Raw genomic sequence first — 18,919 nt, forward strand, 5'->3', positions numbered from 1 at the left:
GCCGACATCGCGTCGGCACCACCCACACGGCGTTCACGGCCCCGACCTAGCATTGACGCTGGCCTATCCAGAGGACGGATTTCGGAGAATCGTCTCCTAGATAGGCCAGCGTCGATGCTAGGTCGGGGCGGCCGGCGAGGGTGGGCACCGCCGAGGCGTGGGCCGGGTCGCGCCTCGGGGTCAGGTGCGGGGGATGCGCAGGACGCTGCCGGAGCCGTCCGGCTCGCGCACCGCCTGCGGATACCGGCGGCGCAGCATCGGCAGGAACAGGTCCGGCGTGGTCAGCACCGGCAGGTCCGGCCCGGCGATCCGCTCGGCGGCACCCTCGGTGTAGAGCAGCACCACCTCACGGGCCACCCGCAGGCTCTGCCGCAGGAACCGCGACAGTTCCCGCTGCTCCAGGAACCGCCACAGGTCCACGCTGACCACCGCGTCGAACTCGTCGTCGGCGTACGGCGTCCACACCCCCAGCAGGTGCAGGTTGGTCTCGGACGCCTCCCGGCCGTGGTCGAGCGTCGCCGAACCCGGGCCCAGTTCCACCTCGCCGGTGCCGAACGCCTGGCATAGCACCCGCCGCCCGGCCAGATGGTCCACCCGGGGCCACGCGTCCGGCAGCCACCCCACCCGCTGCTGCTCGCAGAGCGCCAGCATCCGGCGGTAGTAGCGCAGCTTGCGCGACACCTCGGTCGGGGCGGGCAGGTCGATCAGCTCGGCGGCCAGGTCGCGGTGCCGGTCCCGGAACAGCTTCAGGTTGACCAGGTAGTCGTCCTGCAGGTTGGTCAGGTCGCGCACGGCGGGCAGGTGGAAGCCGATCGCGGCCGCGTCGTAGCAGAAGCGCTCGTCGTCGCCGCCGAGGTGGCGGTGGATGCGGTACGCCAGGTCGGTGTCCTCGAAGCCCCAGCGGGTGCCGTACGCCTCGTCGAAGCCGCCCACGTCGAGCACCACCCGCCGGGGCATGGACACGTTGTTGGTCAGCGCGAACGCCCACGGCGCCCCGGCCAGCCAGGCCCGGGGGCGCTCGTCGCGGCCCGGCACCCGGAACCGGAAGTCCTCGTGGCGGTCGCTGACGAGCCCCGCGTCGACCGGCTCCCCCGCCGCGGCGGCGGCCAGCACGCCCCAGTCGCCCTCGTACCGCTTGCCGATGAGCACGGCGGGTTCGGTGCGCTCGGTGTGGAACTCCAGGTGGCGGGCGAGCAGGCTGGGCTCGGCGAGCACGTCGCCGTCGAGGAAGCAGATCACCTCCCCGGTGGCCAGCGCGACGGCCCGGTTGCGGGCGGCGGCGCGGCCCTGGTGCGCGGGCAGGGTGTCGAAACGCAGCCGATACGGGTGTACGGCGGACAGCAGCGGCTGGTAGGGCGCCGGGTCGGAGCCGTCGTTGACGACCACCACCTCGAACCGGTCCGGGGCGAGGGTCTGCCGGTCGAGCATCCGCAGCACCAGCTCCAACGCGTAGGCGTCGCCGTAGGTGGGGATGAGCACGCTCAAGCGACCGGTCGCACTGGCGAGCATCCGGGCTCCGTTCATTGATCGATGCGGTGCAGTCGATCCGATCCTGAAGGAGTTGCGAAAACGCTTCAACGGTTTCCCGGCCCGTGGTTTGATATTCGGCTCTGTTCGCAGGTCGGTGCCGGTGTCAGCTTTCATCGACGGGCGATGATCGCGCTCTCTCGGCGGATCGGGGTTGACGGGTCGTGGCACCCTGCTGGCGTCCGTACCTGAAGATCGGAAGCGACCATGTCAGCGTTCGTCCTCCTCACCCTCCTCGTCCTGGCCGGCCTCGCCGCGCTGGTCGTCTCCTCGCTGGCCTCACGCGGCCCGTCGACGAGGGCCGCGCAGGACGGCTCCCGCTACATCCGCTGGGGCGGGGCCGCCGCCGTGGTGCTCGGCGTGCTGGGCATCTTCGGCACCATGGCGCAGGTCGTGCCCACCCGGACCGTCGCGGTCGAGACCAGCTTCGGCAAGCCGGTCGGCACCCTGCGCAACGGCTTCCACCTGGTCGCGCCGTGGGCCACGATCGAGCAGTTCGACGCCACCGTGCAGACGCTCAAACTCTCCGGCGAGCAGGGCGACCACCCGGGCCTGCTGGTGCGGCTGGCCAACGCGGCGACCGCCCGCGTCGACGTCACCGTGCAGTGGCAGATCGACCCGGCCGCCAACATCGTCGACCTGTACAGCGACTACCGGAACTTCGACAACATCCAGGACAACGTGGTCAAGCGGCAGCTGGCCAGCGCGCTGAACTCGGTGTTCGAGCAGTACGACCCGCTGCGCGCGCTGACCAAGGCCGGGGCCGAGCAGGCGCCGCTGTCGAAGCTGGCCGGCGACACCAAGACCGAGCTGAGCGGCGTCATGCCCCCCGGTGTGATCATCCGCAGCGTGACCATCCCGACGATCCGCTTCGACGACAACATCCAGGCGAAGATCAACCAGTACCTGGCCGCCGTCGCCGAGACGCAGATCGCCGAGCAGCGCCAGAAGACCGCCGAGGCGCAGAAGCGCGCCAACGACCTGCTGGCCGCGGCGAACAACACCACCGGCGTGCTCTACCAGAACTGCCTGGACATGGTCGAGCGGATGACCAAGGAGGGCCGCCAGCTGCCCGCCGCGTTCACCTGCGGCGCCCCGCCCACCACCGTGGTGCCGGTCAAGTAGCGCAAGTCTGTTGCAGACTCGTGCAAGTTTTTTAACGAAGCTGTGCCAGATTCCGACATGACGGTTCAGTGATGCGGTTAAGTCTTGCTATACCACCAGGGTGGACATTGCCTTCGCCTTCGACGAGGCGTACGCCGGGCACGCCCGGGTGGCGCTGGAGTCGGTGCTCGACAGCCATGACCGGGACGACATCACGTTCTGGCTGCTGACCACCGACACGGTCGCCAAGGAGCAGGAGCAGTCGCTGCGGCGCCAGCTGGCCGGGCGCGGGCGGCTGCACCTGCTCACCACCGGCGACGCCTTCCGGGCGCTGCCGGTCGCCGAGCACGAGTCGCTGACCTACCTCAGCCCCGGCATGTATCTGCGGCTGCTGCTGCCCGACCTGGTCGACGGCCCGGGGCGGCTGCTGTACCTGGACGCCGACATCCAGGTCTGCGGCGACCTCGGGCCGCTGTGGCAGCTACCGCTGGGCACGGCACCGCTGGCCGCGGTGCGCGACGCGTTCACCGACCGGTTCGACATGTGGGGCGGCATCCCCGGCGCGGGGGCCGAGCACCCGGACGACGCGCCGTACTTCAACTCCGGCGTGCTCCTGATCAACATGGACCGCTGGCGCGAGCTGCGCGTGACCGAACGCTGCCTGGCGTACCTGGCCGAGCACGGCGGCAGCCTGCGCTTCCCCGACCAGGACGCCCTGAACCTGGTCGCCTTCGCCCAATGGCTGCGCCTGCCGCCCCGCTGGAACCACATGTGCAGCTACCTCCTCGAACCCATGACCCCCCAGCAGCGCGCCGCCGAAGACGTCCGCGTCATGCACTTCGCCGGCCCCCGCAAACCCTGGACCCCCGGCTTCCGCCCCGGCTTCCGCCAATCCCGCCACCAAACCCTCACCACCCGCGTCACCACCTACCACTAACCCCCCACCGGCCCCCCACCGACCCTCTCCGCGTTGATCATGAACTTATGGCACGGCTCGACGGCGCGTCGCGGGCACGGCTTCCTGATCAACACGAGGCCGGGCGGCGCGCAGGCGGGTCACAGGAAGTCGCGGAGGGCGTGGCTGATGAGGATGGCGCCGAAGACGAGCAGGAGGGCCGCCATCACCAGCAGGTGGTGGCGGGACAGCCAGGTGCGGCAGTGGCCCAGCATGCGCGCCGCCCGGTCGCCGCCGGCCAGGTAGCCGAGCACGACGACCAGCACCGGCACGCACGCCACGGCGGTGAAGACCGTCAGCGCCAGCACCGCGCCCAGCCAGGTGACACCGTGTCCGGCCAGTTGGCGGCCCGCACCGGCGCACAGGGCCAGGTTCTTGGGGTCCAGGCCGTACATGACCAGGGCGAGCAGGGCCGCCTTGACCGGGGACCAGCGGTCCACGCCCGACATCCAGCGCGGCATCAGGTGCTCGCGCCCGGTGCGGGAGTGGTGCCGGTGGCGCATCCAGTGGTGTACCGCCGCGGCGACCAGCAGCAGGCCGAGGGCCAGGCGCACCCAGCGGGTCCAGCCCGCCGACTCCCAGCCGGGCGCGACCGTGCCGCCCCCGGCCAGCAGGAACGTTCCCGTGCCGACGACGGCGACCCCGAGCAGCGAGCCGGCCAGGAAGGCCGGGCCCCCGACGCGGGCCCGGCTGGAGAACAGCACCAGGATCACGGCGATGACGGGCAGCGGGCTGACCGCGATACCCACCGCGTACGGCAGCATCGCGCCGATCGCGTCGCCCGTCGCGCTCACACCGTCCAGTCTGACCTGGTCAAAGACCAGATCGGGCCTGGTTGCCGATCAGCGGCCGGGTTCGCGCAGCAACTGGCGCGCCTGCTCCTCGAAGGACGCCTGCGGCACCGCGGGCACGGCCGCCGCCTGCGCCTGCGCCTGGGCCTGGGCCTGGCGGTAGGCGGCGTCGACCTGCGCGGCGAACTCGGCGGCCGGCCTGGCGACGGTCACCCACTGCCCGTCCTGGGTCACCGCGCCCTGGGCGATGACCGCGAGCCGGGTACGGGTGAGGCCGAAATACCCGATGACCGCCACGAGCAGGCCCAGGGAGAACAGCAGGATCCCCGGATCGCCGACGTGGCGGGCGAACCCGGCTGCCATGATCCCGACTCCGGCAGCGGTGGCCGAGCCGAACACCGCCCGTGCGTTGCGGCGCAGCGCTCGGCAGCGGTCGCAGTAGTGCCACACCGGCGCCTCGACCCGTTTGCGGGTGGCGGCCCGGACGATGAAGAAGAGGAACAGGCCGAGCGGGATCGTGGCGTACGTCCAGCCGGGCGGCGACGACTCGAACCCCGTGTGGGCCCGCAGCGTGGCGGGCAGGCCGTGCCGGCTGCACACCGTCGGGATGCCGTGCCCGGCGCGTACCCAGGCCACCGGAAGCCGTGTGTGCAGCATCGCCCCTCCACCGTCGCGCGTAGGGCGAGATGATCTCACGCGGGGCGTCCGCGCGATGCCCCGCGCGAAGGGCCCGGCTACGGGCAGGCGGACATGACGTCGCCGCTGTCGGTGCCGCACAGGTCGAAGCCGGGGCCGCCGTCGACGGTGTCGTTGCCGGCCACGTCGTCCACGGCGTCGATGAAGTCGCCGCCGTCCTCGCCGTACACGGTGTCGGCGCCCGGACCCGCGTCGATGAAGTCGCTGCCAGGGCCGCCGTAGATGACGTCGTCGCCGCCCTCGCCGGAGATGATGTCGTCGCCGCCCAGCGCGCAGATCACGTCCGCGCCGGACGTGCCCGTGAGCAGGTCCAGGCCGCCGGTGCCGGTGATGGTGCACGACGGCGTGCTTACCGCGATCGGCGTGGCGGCGACGGCGGTGTTGTCGACGGTGTCACCGTCGGACGTGAGGGCGGTGACCTGCGCCCGGTCGGTGATCGTGCCCAGCGCCGCCTCGCCGACCGCCACGGTGAGGGTGAACGTCGCCGATTCGCCCGCGGCGACGGCGTCGCGGGTCGCGGTGACGGTGCCGCCGCTGCCGACCGGGGGCGCCGAGAAGGCCCAGCCGTCGGGGGCGCTGAAGCCGAGCAGCGCCGTCTGCACCGGCACGGCGTCGCTGAGCCGCACCTGGCGCGCGGCCTGCGGGCCGTCGTTGCGGACCGTGATCGTGTAGAGCAGCTTGTCCCCCGCCGCCACCGGGTCGGGCGTGTCCACGACCGCCACCACCAGGTCCGCCTCGGACCGCGGGGGCTGCGGGACGCCGTCGGCGCTGTCGCGCGGGTCGGGCGGGCTGGTGGTGAAGTCGGTGGCGTTGTCGTCGGTGTCGCCCGCCCCCGCGTCGTCACGTACGGCCGCGGTGACGCGATCCAGGTCGGGGGTGGGGCCGCCGCCCTCCCAGTCGCCGGCCCGGTCGCCGTACCCGACGAAGTCGACCACGCCCGCGGCGTCGTGGCAGGAGCCCAGGCAGGACAGCCGGGTGGTCCCGGCGACCAGGGCGACCTTGCCCGCGACGGCGTTGAGGCTGATCACGCCCGTGGCGTCCGGAGTCGGCAGCGCGGCACCGCCGACCCCGGCGGCCTCGGCGACCAGGTAGTGGCGGCCGGGGTCGAGCGTGCCGGACAGCGCGGTGAGCCGCCAGCTGATCCCGAGGGCGGAGGCGTACTGCACCGACCAGCCGTCCAGCGACACCGGCACCCGCGAGCGGTTGTACAGCTCGACGAAGTCCTGGCGGTACGCCGCCGCGGCACTGCCGGCGCCGCCGTACACCTGGCTGATCACGATGTCGCCGGGTGCCGCCAGCGCGGGCGTGCCGGTCAGCGCTCCCGTGCCCGCGCCCAGGCCGACCAGGCCGAGTCCCGCCAGTGTCCGCGCCCCGTGCCGCATGTGTCCCCCTCGACCCGCGTCCCTGGTGCGCTCAACTGACCCGGTGTCCGAAGGTTACTTTCTGCATTGGTATGACTACATAAGGCGATGATGTGCCACTGGTTGCCTAAGCAGGCATCAGCCGTTCAGCGCACCGATGACACCGTTCGGCGCGTGTCGGCGGCCGTTAGGGGCACACGGCGCTCGCGCGCTGCGTATCCTCCCGGCACCGTCGATCCCGTCCGGCTAGGAGACCCCCATGGGTGAACCCGCACCCGACGCGCTGCCAGACCGCTCCCGCAGCGATCACAGCCCGTGGAACTGGCTGCTGCTCGTCCCCATCGTGCTGCCGCTGATCCCCGCGTTCTTCAACACGGCCGGCCCGGCCTTCCTGGGCTTCCCGCGGTTCTACTGGCAGCAGCTGGCGTACATCGCCGTCGGCGTCTGCACCACCACGCTGGTCTACCGGATGACCCGGAGGCGCTGACATGTGGCGTGACCATCTCACCGAGATCATCCTGTTCTCGCTGCTGTTCGTCGGCGTGAGCGCGATGGGCTTCGTCGCCGCCCGCTGGCGGCGCCCCACCACCATGGAGCACCTGGACGAGTGGGGGCTGGGCGGCCGCAACTTCGGCTCCTGGATCACCTGGTTCCTGGTCGGCGGCGACCTGTACACGGCGTACACGTTCGTCGCCGTGCCCGCGCTGGTGTTCGGCGCCGGCGCCATGGGCTTCTTCGCGGTGCCGTACACCGTGATCATCTATCCGATGTTCTTCCTGGTCCTGGTCCGGTTGTGGTCGGTGGCGCACCGGCACGGCATGGTCACCCCGACCGACTTCGTCCGCGCCCGGTTCGGCTCGCCGACGCTGGCGCTGCTGGTGGCGATCACCGGGATCGTGGCGACCATGCCGTACATCGCGCTGCAACTCGTCGGCATCGAGGCGGTGCTCAAGACGATGGGCGTGACCGGCGAGTCCACCGTGGCCCGGCACGCGCCGATCATCATCGCCTTCGCGATCCTGGCCGCCTACACGTACCAGTCCGGGCTGCGCGCCCCGGCGCTCATCGCGTTCGTCAAGGACGCGCTGATCTACATCGTCATCCTGGTCGCGGTGTTCTGGCTGCCCGCGAAGCTCGGCGGCTGGGACGCCATCTTCGGCGCCGCCAAGGCCAAGTACGACGCCAGCCCCGCCCCCAGCGACGGCCTGCTGCTCAACGCCAACAACCAGCTCCAGTACGTCACCCTGGCGCTGGGCTCGGCACTGGCGCTGTTCCTGTACCCGCACTCGGTCACCGGCGTGCTCGCCTCCCGCAACCGCGACGTGATCAAGCGGAACATGTCGGCGCTGCCCGCGTACTCGCTGCTGCTGGGCCTGCTGGCGATGCTCGGCTTCGCCGCGATCGCGGCCAAGGTCAAGCCGCTGGCCGGAGCCAAGCCGGGCTCGGTCGACACCAACACCATCGTGCCGCTCCTGTTCGACCAGCAGTTCCCCGACTGGTTCGCCGGGATCGCGTTCGCGGCCATCGGCATCGGCGCCCTGGTCCCCGCGGCGATCATGTCGATCGCGGCAGCGAACCTGTTCACCCGCAACATCTACCGCGAATACCTCAACCGCGACGCCACCCCGGCCCAGGAGGCCAAGGTCAGCAAGGTGACCTCGCTGGTGGTGAAGGTCGGCGCGCTGGGCTGCATCGTGCTGCTCGACCCGCAGTTCTCCATCGACCTCCAGCTCATCGGCGGTGTGATCATCCTGCAGACGCTGCCGTCGGTGGCGCTGGGCCTGTTCACCCGCTGGCTGCACCGCGGCGCGCTGATCGCGGGCTGGGTCGCGGGCATGGGCTTCGGCATGTGGATGCTCTACCAGGTCGCCAACCCGGCGACCGGGCGCGCGCACTTCGCCGGATCGGCGTTCCCGCTGTCCAAGCTGGGCTTCGACACCCCCATGACGATCTACGCGGGGCTGGTCGCCGTAGCGGTGAACCTGCTCGTCGCGGTCCTGTTCACCCTGGTGCTGCGGGCGGCGAAGGTCGCCGACGGCATCGACGCCACCACCCGCGCCGACTACTTCGCCGACGAGGACACCCCGCGCCGGGGCGACGTCGTCGACGAGGGCGAGCCGGTCGCGGTGGCCTGACCCTCCCTCCCGGTCAGCCGCGCGGCCCGGCGCGGCTCCCGGCACGAGACGGCGATCTCCTCCCCGGAGGTCGCCGTCTCGTGTATGACGCAGCAGCCGTGCAGTTTCGGGGAAAGTGCAGGAATCCGTCCCTGAATTCGTGCACTTTCCCTGAAACTGCACTCCCGCAGGCGGGGTGTTACTGGAGGTAGCTCTCGACCTGGGCGATGTCGGCGGGTTTGGCGTCGTCGGGGTTCTCGCCCGCGTCGGTGCGGGCGCGCCGACGGCGCAGCAGGTCCCAGCACTGGTCGAGGGTCTGTTCGAGGTCGCGCAGGCGGGCGGACTCGACCTCAGGCTCGATCGACCCCGCCACCCGCCTGGCCCGCAGCTGGTGCTCCTCGGCCACGAGCGCGTCGATGCGGTCGAGGATCTGCTTCTCGTTCATGCTCCCAGCCTTCCACGCTGCGGTACGGCCGCGCCGCCGTTCCGCGTGTGCTGTGATGGGTGCGGGCGGCCGCCCGACCTCACGATCGGCAGGGAGCGGGCATGGGCGCGACGGCACTGGTCACCGGCGGCACGGGCGGGCTGGGCGGGGCGGTCGTGACCGCGCTGCTGGCCGCGGGCTGGCGCGTGGTGCTGCCCCAGCGGTCCGAACCCGCCCCGGACGCCGGCGAGGGCCTGGTCGGGGTGCGCGCCGACCTCACCGACCCGGACGCGGCGGCCCGCTGCGCCGAACTGGCCGCCGCCGACCCGCAGCGGCCGCTGCGGGCGGTGGTCAACCTGGTCGGCGGGTTCGCGATGGGCGGGCGGGTGCACGAGACGCCGGTCGAGGAGTTCGACCGGATGCTGCGGCTGAACCTGCGCCCGGCATACCTGGTGAGCCAGACCGCGCTGCCGCACCTGGTCGCGGCGGGCGGCGGCGCGCTGGTCCTGGTGTCCAGCCAGTCCGTGCGGCACCCGTTCCCCGGCGCGGCGGGCTACCTGACCGCCAAGACCGCGGTGCTGGGCCTGGCCGAGGCGCTGCACGCCGAGTACGCCGCCGACGGGGTGCGCGTCAACACGATCCTGCCCGGAGTGATCGACACTCCGGCCAACCGCACGGCGATGCCCGGCGCCGACCGGGGCGGCTGGACCCCGCCCGAGCGCATCGCCCAGACCGTGGCCTGGCTGTGCTCGCCCGACTCCGCGGCGGTACGCGGCTCGCAGCTGCTCGTCTGACGCGCTGGCGCCCGTACGCCACAATCCAGCCGACGAACCAGGCTTGCTTCCCGGAGGTATCCCGTGCTCATCTCCACCCTGCCCGACCTCGGCGGACGCGCGTTCGAAGTGCGCGGACTGGTGTTCGCGGACGGTGCCCTGAGCAGTTTGGGCGGCACCAGCGTGCACCAGCTGGTGCAGCAGCTCGTCTACCAGGCCACCCATTTCGAAGCCGACGGCATCGTCGACGTCAAGACGCTGCTGAGCACCGGCCAGCACACCCACTGCGTGATGACCGGGACCGCGGTGAAGCTGCTCTAGCCCAGATCGGGGTGCGGCCGGTAGCGGTCGCGACCTGCTCTAGCCCAGGTCGGGATGTGGCAGGTAGCGGTCGTACGGCAGGGGGTCCGCGACGCTGGCGGCACACAGGTCGACGTCGGTGATGGTGAAGCCGTGGCCGAGCAGCAGCGGCAGCAGCGGGTTCGGCCCGAACACGGTCAGCCGGGCGCTGGGCAGCTCGCGGTGCGCGGCCAGCGCGGCGAGCACCGCGGCCGCGCAGTCAGGTGCCGTGGCGCCGCCCGCAGGCCCGATCAGCACCGCGTCGGGCAGCGCGCGGGCGAACGCGTAGCCGTCCCGGGCCCGGTGGGCGGTGACTCCGGGCAGGGCCGCGTACCAGGCCAGGTCGGCGGGGCGGGCGCCGCCTGCGGCCTGGGCGTCCAGGTCGGCCACGGCCGCGGCGGTCGCCGGGCGGGCGGGTGCGGGCGGTGGCGGCAGGGCGCCGGGTACGCCGCGCAGGTACAGCAGCGGGCAGCGCGGGAGCAGGCCCAGCCGGGTGTACAGGGCGATCGCGCGCGGATCGGATGAGGCGAACGTGATCCGGGGCGCGCCGGCGGGCAGCAGCCGGGCCAACAGCGCCTGCCCGACACCGCTGGACTGGTGCTCGGGCAGCACGAACAGGTCGGCCAGGTGGGTCAGGGCGCCTCGGGCGGTCGTACCCCCGAATCCGACGACCAGGCCGCCGCGCTCGCCCACCCACAGCCGGCCCGTCTCCAGCTCGCGGTCGAGATGGTCGGGGCGGCTCGGCCAGAGGTTGCCGAAGCGGGCGGCCACGGCGCGCACGCCGGGCAGGTCGGCCGCGGTCGCCGGGCGCACGGTGGGCACGTACTCAGGGTAGTGCGGCCGCTCGGCCGTCACGGGCACCCGTCGTTCCGGCCGGTAGGGTGCGCACATGACCGGTTCGGCGCTCGACGCGCTCGTCTCGTCCGGGATCGCCCATCGGGTGATCAGACATGGCGCCGTGGGCAGCCTCGCCGAGGCGGCGGCCGCGCGGGGCGTCGAGGTGGCCGACGTCGTCAAGACCATCGTGGTGCGGCGCGGCGCGGGCGACTACCTGTTCGTGCTGGTGCCCGGCGGCCGGGTGATCTCGTGGCCGAAGCTGCGGGCCCTGCTCGGCGTCAACCGCCTGTCCCTGCCCGACGCCGCCGAGGCCAAGGACGCCACCGGGTACGAGCGCGGCACGATCACGCCGTACGGGGCGGCGAAGGCGTGGCCGGTGCTGGCCGACGAGCGGCTGCGCGGGCGGGAGATCACGCTGGGCGCGGGCGAGCGCGGCGTCGCCGTCGCCGTGGACGCCGACACGGCCGTCACCGGCCTCGCCGGCACCTTCGCCGACCTCACCGACCCCGAACCCACCCGCTGACCCGCACCCACCCACCGCTTGCTCACCCGCACCCCACCCATCACCTGCTCACCCGCACCCCACCCACCGCCCGCTGAGCCGCACCCCACCCACCACCTGCTCACCCGCACCCCACCCATCACCCGCTGATCCGCACCCCACCCGCATCCCGCCTGCGCCCCGCCTCGCCGCCCACCGCCGCCTCGCCTCGCCTCGCCCGCCTCGCGTCGCCTCGCCGCTCGCCCTCGGTCGGCTGCAGTTTCAGGGAAACTGCACGAATCTTGGCCGCCTTAGCTGCACTTTCCCCGAAACTGCAGCCACCAGCGGAGGCCCGCGCCTGGCGGGAGGGAGTCTGCGGGCCCGCGCGGTTCGCCTAGATCGCCGCTTGCGGTCCAACGGCGCCGTTTTCCTGCCGGTTTCGACCGGAGACAGCGATCTTGCGCGCGAGACCGCGCTTCCGGACCGGCACCCACCGCACGACACGCACCCGCCCCGCGGGCTGGCGGGCTGGCGGGCTGGCGGGCTGGCGGGCTGGCGGGCTGGCGGGCTGGCGGGCTGGCGGGCTGGCGGGCTGGCGGGCTGGCGGGCTGGCGGATAGAGGTGATCACGGTGGTGGGGGTGTGACACGCCGTCGAACACGGCCATAAGTTCATGATCAACCAGGTGGGGGTGGGGTGGGGAGGGTGCGGGATAGGCGGCGGGTGCCTTCTTCCAGCTGGTCGGGTGGGGCGGCGGCGTAGGTGAGGCGCAGGTGCGGGGCGGGGGGCTCGGCGGCGTACCAGGGGCGGCCGGGGAAGACGATCACCTGCTCGGCGGCGGCCCTGGCGGCGAGGACGACGTCGTCGGTGCCGTCGGGGAGGCGTACCCAGAGGTGCAGGCCGCCGCGCGGGACGCCGACAGGGGTGACCGCGGGCAGGTGGCGGCGGATCGCGTCGAGCAGCGCGTCGCGGCGGGTCCGCAGCGCGGTGCGCAGGGCGCGCTGGTGGCGGCCCCACGCGGGCGCCGTGACGAACTCGACCGCGGCCTGCTGCAACGGCCCGGAGACGAAGAAGTCGTCGAGCAGCCGTCCGGCCCGCAGCCGCGCCCCGGCCGGGCCGCGGGCGCCGATCGCGGCCACCCGCAGGCCGGGCGCGGCCGACTTGGTCAGCGAGCGCAGGTAGACCACGTGCCCGTCGGGGTCGTCGGCGGCCAGCGGGGGCGGCGGGTCGCCCTCGATGGCCAGGTCGCGGGCGTAGTCGTCCTCGATGAGGAACGCCCCGGCGGCGCGGACCGCGTCCATGACGGCGGTGCGGCGGTCGGGGCTGAGCGTGGCGCCGTGCGGGTTGGCGTACAGCGGCTGGCAGTAGAACAGGCGGGCGCCGGTGCGGGCGAACGCGGTGGCGAGCTGGTCGGGGCGTACGCCGTCGGCGTCGGCCGGCACCGGCACCACCCGCAGCCCGGCCGCGCGCGCCGCCGCCAGCGCCCCGAGGTAGGTCGGCGACTCGACCAGCAGCACGTCGCCGGGGCGGCCGAGCACCCGCAGCGCCGTGGACAGCGCGGCCTGGCCGCCGGGGCAGATGACCATGTCGTCGGCGCGCAGCCCGGCCCCGGCCTCGCGGGCGAACCAGGCGCGCATGTCCTCGCGCCCCTCGACCGGCCCGCGCGCCCAGGCGGCGGGCTGGCGGGCGGCCCGTGCCAGGGCCGCGCCCAGCGCCGCGACCGGTTGCAGCCCCGGTTCCAGGTATCCGCTGGACAGGCTGATCGCCCCCGGCTGCGGGATCGCCAGCAGCTCCTGCATCTCGCGCTCGCCGTCGGGCGCGCTGCCCAGCGCCACGGTCTGCCAGGCCAGGTCGGCGGCCTGGGCGCGGGCCGGGCGGGCGGCCACGTAGGTGCCCTTGCCGGGCCGGGCGTCCAGCACGCCCTCGGCGGCGAGCTGCCGGATCGCCTGCGCCACGGTGACCGGCGAGGCCTGGTGGTGGGCGGTGAGCTCGCGTACCGAGGGGAGCTGGGCGCCGGGGCGGGCGGCGGCCGCCCGGTCGCGCAGATCTTGGATAACGCGGAGCACTGCGTTACCGTTGTTCATGAAGAGCAAGAGTAGCGCTATCGTCGCCGATACGGTAGCGGTCCCGACCGGCGGACTGCTGCTGGGCGCGCTCGGGGTGGTCCTGTTCAGCATGTCGCTGCCTGCCACGAAGCTGGCCGTGCACGAGCTCGATCCGTGGTTCGTCGCGTTCGGGCGGGCCGTCGGGGCGGGCCTGCTGGCCTCGGCGTACCTGCGCGTTACCGGCGCACCCCGACCCACCGCTACCCAGTGGCGGCGGCTGGCCGTGGTAGCGCTCGGCGTAGTGGTCGGGTTCCCGCTGTTCACGTCGCTGGCGCTGACCGCGCAGACCGCCGCGCACGGCGCCGTCGTCGTCACCGTGCTGCCCGCCGCCACGGCCGTGTTCGCGGTGCTGCGCGCGGGCGAGCGGCCGCCCCGGGCGTTCTGGCTGGCCGCGTCGGCCGGGCTGGTCGCCGTGCTGGGCTTCCTGGTCGCGGGTGGGGCGGTGCGCGGCACGGTCGAGCTGCCCGACCTGTACCTGCTGGCGGCGGTGCTGCTGTGCGGGCTCGGGTACGCCGAGGGCGGCGCGCTGGCCCGCGAGCTGGGCGGCGCCCGTACCATCTGCTGGGCTCTGATCGTGGCGCTGCCCGTCACCGTGCCGGTCACCGCGCTGTCCGCGCTCGCGCACCCGCCGCACGCCGCCGCGACCGCCTGGGCCGGGTTCGGCTACGTCACCGTCGTCTCCATGTTCCTGGGCTTCTTCGCCTGGTACGCGGGCCTGGCCCGGGGCGGCGTCGCCCGGGTCGGGCAGGTGCAGCTCGCGCAGCCGGTGCTCACGCTGCTGTGGTCGGCGCTGCTGCTGGGCGAGCCGGTCGGCCCGGCCGCTATCGTTGCGGCCCTGGCCGTGCTGGCCTGCGTGGCCCTGACCCAGCGCACCCGCGCCGCCGCGCCACCCGCCGCGCCCGCCGCGCCCGCGCCGGTCGCGGCGACGCCCTGAGAGGAGCGAGCCGTGTACATTCCCGCGCACTTCGCCGCCGACGAGGCGGCCGTGGCCGAGCTGCTGGCCGGGATCGGCGCCGTCGACCTGGTCACCGCGACCGAGCAGGGCCCGGTCGCGACCCTGCTGCCGATGCTGTTCGACCGCCCGGCCCACCTGCCGCACGGCCGCCTGCGCGGCCACCTGGCCCGCAACAACGACCAGTGGCGCCTGCCGGTGCTCGGGCAGGCGCTGGCGATCGTGCGCGGCCCCGACGCCTACGTCAGCCCGAGCTGGTACGCCGCCAAGGCCGAGCACGGCCGGGTCGTGCCCACCTGGAACTACGTCACCGCGCACGTCTACGGCGAACTGGTGGTGCACGACGACCCGGTCTGGACCGGGGCGCTCGTGCGCGAGCTGACCGACCGGCACGAGGCCGGCCGCGAGCACCCCTGGTCGGTCGACGACGCCCCGGCGGCGTACGTGGAGGGCCAGCTGCGGGCGATCGTCGGCGTGGAACTGGTGATCTCGCGGGTCGAGGCGAAGTTCAAGCTGAGCCAGAACCGCTCCGACGCCGACCTGCGCGGCGTGGCGTCCGGTCTGGACGGTGCCGGGCAGCACGCGGCGGCCGAGGCGGTGCGGGGGGTGTTCCGCGCGGGAGCGGATGGTTAAAGTCGAGGCCCCTGACCTCCGCGCCGTCCCCCGGCGCACCCCCTGGAGGAAGACCGATGACCCGTTCCACCCGTCTCCTGCTGATCATCGGTGTGATCGTCGTCCTGCTCGGCGGCGGCGCGTACGCCGGAGTGTCGATGCTGCGCTCCCATGTGGACGACGCGATCCCGCAGGCAGACCTGTTCGGCCCGAGCGACACCCCGTCCCCGTCGGCGCCCGGCTCGCCGAGCCCCAGCGCGAGCCCGACCCCGCCCGCCGGATCGGACATCAAGGGCCCGCTGAACATCCTGATCGTCGGCGTCGACACCCGCGAGGCGCAGAAGAGCTGGCCGGCGCACGGCGACGCGGTCATGATCATGCATGTCAACGCCGACCTGAGCAGCGCGTGGCTGACCTCGCTGCCGCGCGACCTGGTGGTGCGGGTGCCCGCGTTCAAGCCGTCGAACTACGGCGGCACGGCGCACACCAAGCTGACCCACGCGATGACGTTCGGGGCGCGGGTGCCCGGCACCGGCCGGTTCGACATGGCGCAGGGGTTCCAGCTGATGGCCAAGGCGGTGAGCGGGTACACCGGGATCGCGCGGTTCGACGCGGGGGCGGTCGTCACGTTCACCGGATACCGCGACCTCATCAACGCCATGGGCGGGGTCGACATCTACGTCGACCAGAAGATCGTCTCGATCCACCGCGCGCCCGACGGCAAGCTGCGGCCCTCCTGCGGCGGGTGCAGCCACGGCTACAGCGGGCCGCAGGCCACCTACAACGTGGGCACCATGCACATGACGGGCTGGCAGGCGCTGGACTACGGGCGGCAGCGCTACACGGCGGGCAGCGAGTACACCCGGCAGCGGCACCAGCGGCAGCTCATCAAGGCGATGGCGGCCAGGGCGTTCAGCGGCGACCTGCTGACCAGCCCCGGCCGGCTGGAGGCCATCCTGCAGGCGCTGGGCAAGACGATGGTGTTCGACGGGCGCGGGCACACCCCCTCAGCCTGGGCGTACGCGCTGCGCAAGCTGACCCCGGCCGCCATCACCCTGGTCGGGCTGCCCGGCCACGGCGTCTACACGGGCGGCAAGTACCAGGGTGAGGCGCTGGACTCGGTGCAGGCGTCGTACTTCGCGGCGCTGCGCAAGGATCAGCTGGCCGGCTGGGTGAAGACGCATCCGAAGCTGGTCAACGTCGATCCACGAGCCTGATTCGGTAGTTTGATCGGGTGGAGACGATCAGACAGTTGCAGATCCGTCGCGCCACCACCGCGGACGTGCCCGCGGTGGTGGCGCTGGTCGAGTCGGCGTACCGGGGCGAGTCGAGCCGGGCCGGGTGGACCACCGAGGCCGACCTGCTCGAAGGGCAGCGCACCGACCCCGACGCGGTGGCCGGGATGGTCGGCGCCGAGGACGGCCGGGTGCTGCTGTTCGAACGCGACGGTGCCCTGGTCGCCTGCTGCCACGTGCAGCGCCGTGAGGGATATGCCTACTTCGGCATGTTCTCGGTGCGCCCCGACCGGCAGGGCGGCGGGATCGGCCGGGCGGTGCTGGCCGAGGCCGAGCGGCTGGCCCGGCAGGAATGGACCGCGCCCGAGCTGCACATGACCGTGCTGGTGCAGCGCCCCGAACTGCTGTCCTGGTATGAGCGGCGCGGCTACCGCCGGACCGGGCAGCGCTACCCGTTCCCGTACGGCGATCCGCGCTTCGGGCTGCCCAAACGTACCGATCTGGAGTTCGAACTGCTGATCAAGGCGCTTTGACCGGTTCCGCGGGTCGGCAATGTCACCCGACCAGCACTAAACGTAGGCAGCGTGCACACGCTCGGTTACGGTCGGTGGCATGACCAACCCTATCGCCGACATCTGCGTGCCGGAGCTGGGGCGGCAGGTCGACCTGCTTGACTACCAGGACGTCGACCAGAGCGCGCTCGACGTGTGCACCCTCACCCTCAACCTCCGCCAGCAGTACCGCCGCGCACTGCTGGCCCGGGATCAGGCCGCCGCGTCGCTGGTGCGCCGCAGCGGCTGGTCCCCGGCCGACGTGGCCGAGGTGATCTGCGGCCACCGCGCCCACGCGCACCGCGCTGCGACCATCGTCGACTGGACCGGCCTGCGCCACGCCTACGGCGCCGAGGAGGCCCCCGGCACCGAGCAGGACCTCTACCAGCACCAGCAGGTCGTCGCCGACCTGCACGAACTGCTGGAACGCGCGTACGACCAGGCCACCCGGCTGCTGCCCGCGGTGCGGCTGGAACGCAACCTGCCCGACGGGCCCACCGAACGGGTGGCCCACTGCGCGCACTGGCTGCGCTTCGTCGAGGGCCTGCAGGCCGCCAACGACGCCTCGCGCATCCTGTACGCGGCGGTGCTGGCCCGCCACCACGGCTGGCCCGAGACGACCGTCGCCGAACTGGCCGGCGTGACCGTCGACGAGGTCCGCGCGGCGATGACCGCGGCCGAGCACCACCCGCCGTCGGACGCCGACAGCATCCTGCTGGAGCGGATGGCGCAGCTGGCCTGGGCGCTGGACTACAACGCCGGGCGGCTGACCGCCCTGCGCGACGAGGCGGTGCGCGAGTGCCGCGCCGGGGGCGTGCCCTCGCAGATCATCGCCGCGCACGTCGGACTGCCCGACCAGGTGCGCGTGGCCGTGGTCGCCTGACCGGCCACGGCCGCCCCGGCCGCGCTCGGCGGGCCGGTCACAGGTCCTTGGCGAAGCAGACCGACAGCTCCCAGCCGTCGAACGGCGGGTAGTTCGGGATGCGGGCGAACCCGGCGCGCTCGTAGACCGCGATCGCCTCGGGCTGGCGTACACCCGTCTCCAGCTTGAACCGCGCGCACCCGGCCCGCCGCGCCACGGCTTCGGCCTCGCGCATCAGGCGCCCGGCGACGCCGCGCCCGCGCTGGTCGGGGCGCACATACATCCGCTTGAGCTCGGCCTCGGCGCCCAGCAACTGCACCGCGCAGGTCCCGACCGGCTCCCCGGCCGCCAGCACCAGCAGGAACACCGCATCCGTGAGCACCTGCGGGTGGTCGAGCCCGACTTCCTCGGGGTAGCGCAGGTCCATCTCGGCCTTCATCGCCGCCACCAGCGGCGCCACCCGCGGGTCGGTGCCCGAGGTCTCGGCGACGGTCAGCTCGTCCACGGTCAGCTCGTCCACGGTCGGCCAGTTCACGGTCATGGCATGACTCCCAGCAGTTCCAGGTGGTTGTCCAGGGTGCGCACCAGCAGCTCGGGCGGGTAGGTGTGCGGCGTGGTGACGGCGTAGACGGCCAGGCCGTCCAGCAGCGCGACCAGGCCGCGCACCCGCAGGTCGAGGTCGGCCGGGGGCTGCGGGTACGCCGCGCGCAGCAGGCCGGTCAGCCGTCCGATCCACGAGGCGTGCCGCTGGTCGTGCTCGGCCCGCAGCATCGCGCTGCTGTGCGCGGCGATCAGGAAGTATGCCCACACCGTGGTCAGCAGCAGCCGCTCCGCGTCGAGCGGCAGCCCTTCCAGCAGCACCGCCCGCAGCCGCGCACGCGGCCCGGTGCCGGTCGGCAGCGCCTCGATGCGCTCGGTCATGCGCCGGTGCATGATGTCGCGGGCGTGCGCGAGCAGCGCTTCCTTGTCGGCGAAGTAGTGCGCCACCCGGCCGGTGGTGCAGCCGGCCGCCCCGGCGACCGCGCGCAGGGTGAGCCCGTCGAGCCCGCGCTCGCCGACCACCTGCCACACCGCCTGCGAGAGCTCGGCCCGGCGCTGGTCGTGGTCGACCTGGCGGGGCATCGCGCACCTCCGTCGCATCAGCTGTTGCATCACGCTTGTTACGTAACACGCGTTACGCTAACAGTGCCAGCAGCACCTG

General features: G+C 73.2%; 21 protein-coding genes. 12 read left to right on the forward strand and 9 right to left on the reverse strand.

Translation table 11 applies throughout. The features are described from left to right. Nucleotides 1-180 precede the first annotated feature (180 nt). Entirely contained in the window at nt 181-1,509 is a 1,329-nt protein-coding gene (locus Cs7R123_RS40915) for a glycosyltransferase family 2 protein (protein WP_212832150.1), read from the reverse strand. Between the two features lie 225 nt (nt 1,510-1,734). On the opposite strand from Cs7R123_RS40915, the gene Cs7R123_RS32205 reads away from it, so the two are divergent. Further along, nucleotides 1,735-2,652 carry an SPFH domain-containing protein gene (locus tag Cs7R123_RS32205; protein WP_212832151.1) on the forward strand — a complete coding sequence of 306 codons (918 nt, stop codon included), beginning with the start codon at nt 1,735-1,737 and terminating at the stop codon, nt 2,650-2,652. Between the two features lie 100 nt (nt 2,653-2,752). Next, entirely contained in the window at nt 2,753-3,568 is an 816-nt protein-coding gene (locus Cs7R123_RS32210; protein ID WP_212832153.1) for a glycosyltransferase family 8 protein, read from the forward strand. A gap of 119 nt (nt 3,569-3,687) precedes the next feature. Here the strand turns inward: Cs7R123_RS32210 and Cs7R123_RS32215 are convergent, their stop codons facing one another. From Cs7R123_RS32215 to Cs7R123_RS32225, 3 genes are all read right to left on the reverse strand, one after another. Beyond that, on the reverse strand, nt 3,688-4,380 hold the full coding sequence (locus tag Cs7R123_RS32215; protein ID WP_212832154.1) for a GAP family protein: 693 nt from the start codon (nt 4,378-4,380) through the stop codon (nt 3,688-3,690). Between the two features lie 48 nt (nt 4,381-4,428). Then, the gene (locus tag Cs7R123_RS32220; protein ID WP_212832155.1) at nt 4,429-5,034 is read right to left on the reverse strand and encodes a hypothetical protein; all 606 of its coding nucleotides are present in this window, start codon (nt 5,032-5,034) and stop codon (nt 4,429-4,431) included. Nucleotides 5,035-5,111: 77 nt separating this feature from the next. After that, nucleotides 5,112-6,455, reverse strand: a complete 1,344-nt coding sequence (locus Cs7R123_RS32225; RefSeq protein WP_212832156.1) for a lamin tail domain-containing protein — start codon at nt 6,453-6,455, stop codon at nt 5,112-5,114. Between the two features lie 238 nt (nt 6,456-6,693). On the opposite strand from Cs7R123_RS32225, the gene Cs7R123_RS32230 reads away from it, so the two are divergent. Together Cs7R123_RS32230 and mctP are read left to right on the forward strand one after the other, a co-directional pair. Further along, nucleotides 6,694-6,921 (forward strand): DUF3311 domain-containing protein, encoded by a 228-nt coding sequence (locus tag Cs7R123_RS32230; RefSeq protein WP_212832158.1) that lies wholly within the window; start codon nt 6,694-6,696, stop codon nt 6,919-6,921. 1 nt (nt 6,922) lies between these two features. Beyond that, nucleotides 6,923-8,569, forward strand: a complete 1,647-nt coding sequence (gene mctP, locus Cs7R123_RS32235) for a monocarboxylate uptake permease MctP (RefSeq protein WP_212832159.1) — start codon at nt 6,923-6,925, stop codon at nt 8,567-8,569. A gap of 178 nt (nt 8,570-8,747) precedes the next feature. On the opposite strand, the gene Cs7R123_RS32240 is transcribed toward mctP, so the two are convergent. Then, entirely contained in the window at nt 8,748-8,993 is a 246-nt protein-coding gene (locus Cs7R123_RS32240) for a DUF2630 family protein (RefSeq protein ID WP_212832161.1), read from the reverse strand. Between the two features lie 101 nt (nt 8,994-9,094). On the opposite strand from Cs7R123_RS32240, the gene Cs7R123_RS32245 reads away from it, so the two are divergent. Next, on the forward strand, nt 9,095-9,766 hold the full coding sequence (locus Cs7R123_RS32245; RefSeq protein WP_212832162.1) for an SDR family NAD(P)-dependent oxidoreductase: 672 nt from the start codon (nt 9,095-9,097) through the stop codon (nt 9,764-9,766). 63 nt (nt 9,767-9,829) lie between these two features. Further along, the gene (locus Cs7R123_RS32250; protein WP_212832164.1) at nt 9,830-10,066 is read left to right on the forward strand and encodes a hypothetical protein; all 237 of its coding nucleotides are present in this window, start codon (nt 9,830-9,832) and stop codon (nt 10,064-10,066) included. 39 nt (nt 10,067-10,105) lie between these two features. On the opposite strand, the gene Cs7R123_RS32255 is transcribed toward Cs7R123_RS32250, so the two are convergent. Beyond that, complete coding sequence (locus Cs7R123_RS32255; RefSeq protein ID WP_212832166.1) at nt 10,106-10,906, reverse strand: GNAT family N-acetyltransferase; 801 nt, start codon at nt 10,904-10,906, stop codon at nt 10,106-10,108. A gap of 67 nt (nt 10,907-10,973) precedes the next feature. Between Cs7R123_RS32255 and Cs7R123_RS32260 the strand changes: the two genes are divergently transcribed. Next, nucleotides 10,974-11,444, forward strand: a complete 471-nt coding sequence (locus Cs7R123_RS32260) for an aminoacyl-tRNA deacylase (RefSeq protein WP_212832168.1) — start codon at nt 10,974-10,976, stop codon at nt 11,442-11,444. A gap of 634 nt (nt 11,445-12,078) precedes the next feature. On the opposite strand, the gene Cs7R123_RS32265 is transcribed toward Cs7R123_RS32260, so the two are convergent. Then, complete coding sequence (locus tag Cs7R123_RS32265; RefSeq protein ID WP_212832170.1) at nt 12,079-13,485, reverse strand: PLP-dependent aminotransferase family protein; 1,407 nt, start codon at nt 13,483-13,485, stop codon at nt 12,079-12,081. On the opposite strand from Cs7R123_RS32265, the gene Cs7R123_RS32270 reads away from it, so the two are divergent. From Cs7R123_RS32270 to Cs7R123_RS32290, 5 genes are all read left to right on the forward strand, one after another. Next, nucleotides 13,484-14,440 carry a DMT family transporter gene (locus Cs7R123_RS32270; RefSeq protein ID WP_212832172.1) on the forward strand — a complete coding sequence of 319 codons (957 nt, stop codon included), beginning with the start codon at nt 13,484-13,486 and terminating at the stop codon, nt 14,438-14,440. The genes Cs7R123_RS32265 and Cs7R123_RS32270 overlap by 2 nt on opposite strands. 12 nt (nt 14,441-14,452) lie before the next feature. Continuing rightward, nucleotides 14,453-15,091: an FMN-binding negative transcriptional regulator gene (locus tag Cs7R123_RS32275; protein ID WP_212832174.1), complete on the forward strand. Its 639-nt coding sequence runs from the start codon at nt 14,453-14,455 to the stop codon at nt 15,089-15,091. Nucleotides 15,092-15,147: 56 nt separating this feature from the next. After that, nucleotides 15,148-16,287, forward strand: coding sequence for an LCP family protein (locus Cs7R123_RS32280; RefSeq protein WP_212832176.1), 1,140 nt, complete (start codon nt 15,148-15,150; stop codon nt 16,285-16,287). 17 nt (nt 16,288-16,304) lie between these two features. Continuing rightward, a complete protein-coding gene (locus tag Cs7R123_RS32285; protein WP_244872277.1) occupies nt 16,305-16,838 on the forward strand; it encodes a GNAT family N-acetyltransferase in 534 nt (177 codons plus the stop codon). 79 nt (nt 16,839-16,917) lie between these two features. After that, nucleotides 16,918-17,739, forward strand: coding sequence for a hypothetical protein (locus Cs7R123_RS32290; protein WP_212832177.1), 822 nt, complete (start codon nt 16,918-16,920; stop codon nt 17,737-17,739). 37 nt (nt 17,740-17,776) lie between these two features. Here the strand turns inward: Cs7R123_RS32290 and Cs7R123_RS32295 are convergent, their stop codons facing one another. Both Cs7R123_RS32295 and Cs7R123_RS32300 read right to left on the reverse strand, forming a co-directional pair. After that, on the reverse strand, nt 17,777-18,259 hold the full coding sequence (locus Cs7R123_RS32295; RefSeq protein WP_212832178.1) for a GNAT family N-acetyltransferase: 483 nt from the start codon (nt 18,257-18,259) through the stop codon (nt 17,777-17,779). Further along, a complete protein-coding gene (locus Cs7R123_RS32300) occupies nt 18,256-18,840 on the reverse strand; it encodes a TetR/AcrR family transcriptional regulator (protein ID WP_212832179.1) in 585 nt (194 codons plus the stop codon). The genes Cs7R123_RS32295 and Cs7R123_RS32300 overlap by 4 nt, the downstream gene beginning before the upstream one ends. Between the last annotated feature and the right edge of the window lie 79 nt (nt 18,841-18,919).

This window comes from Catellatospora sp. TT07R-123 (genome assembly GCF_018327705.1).
In the GTDB taxonomy this organism is placed as follows: Bacteria; Actinomycetota; Actinomycetes; order Mycobacteriales; family Micromonosporaceae; genus Catellatospora.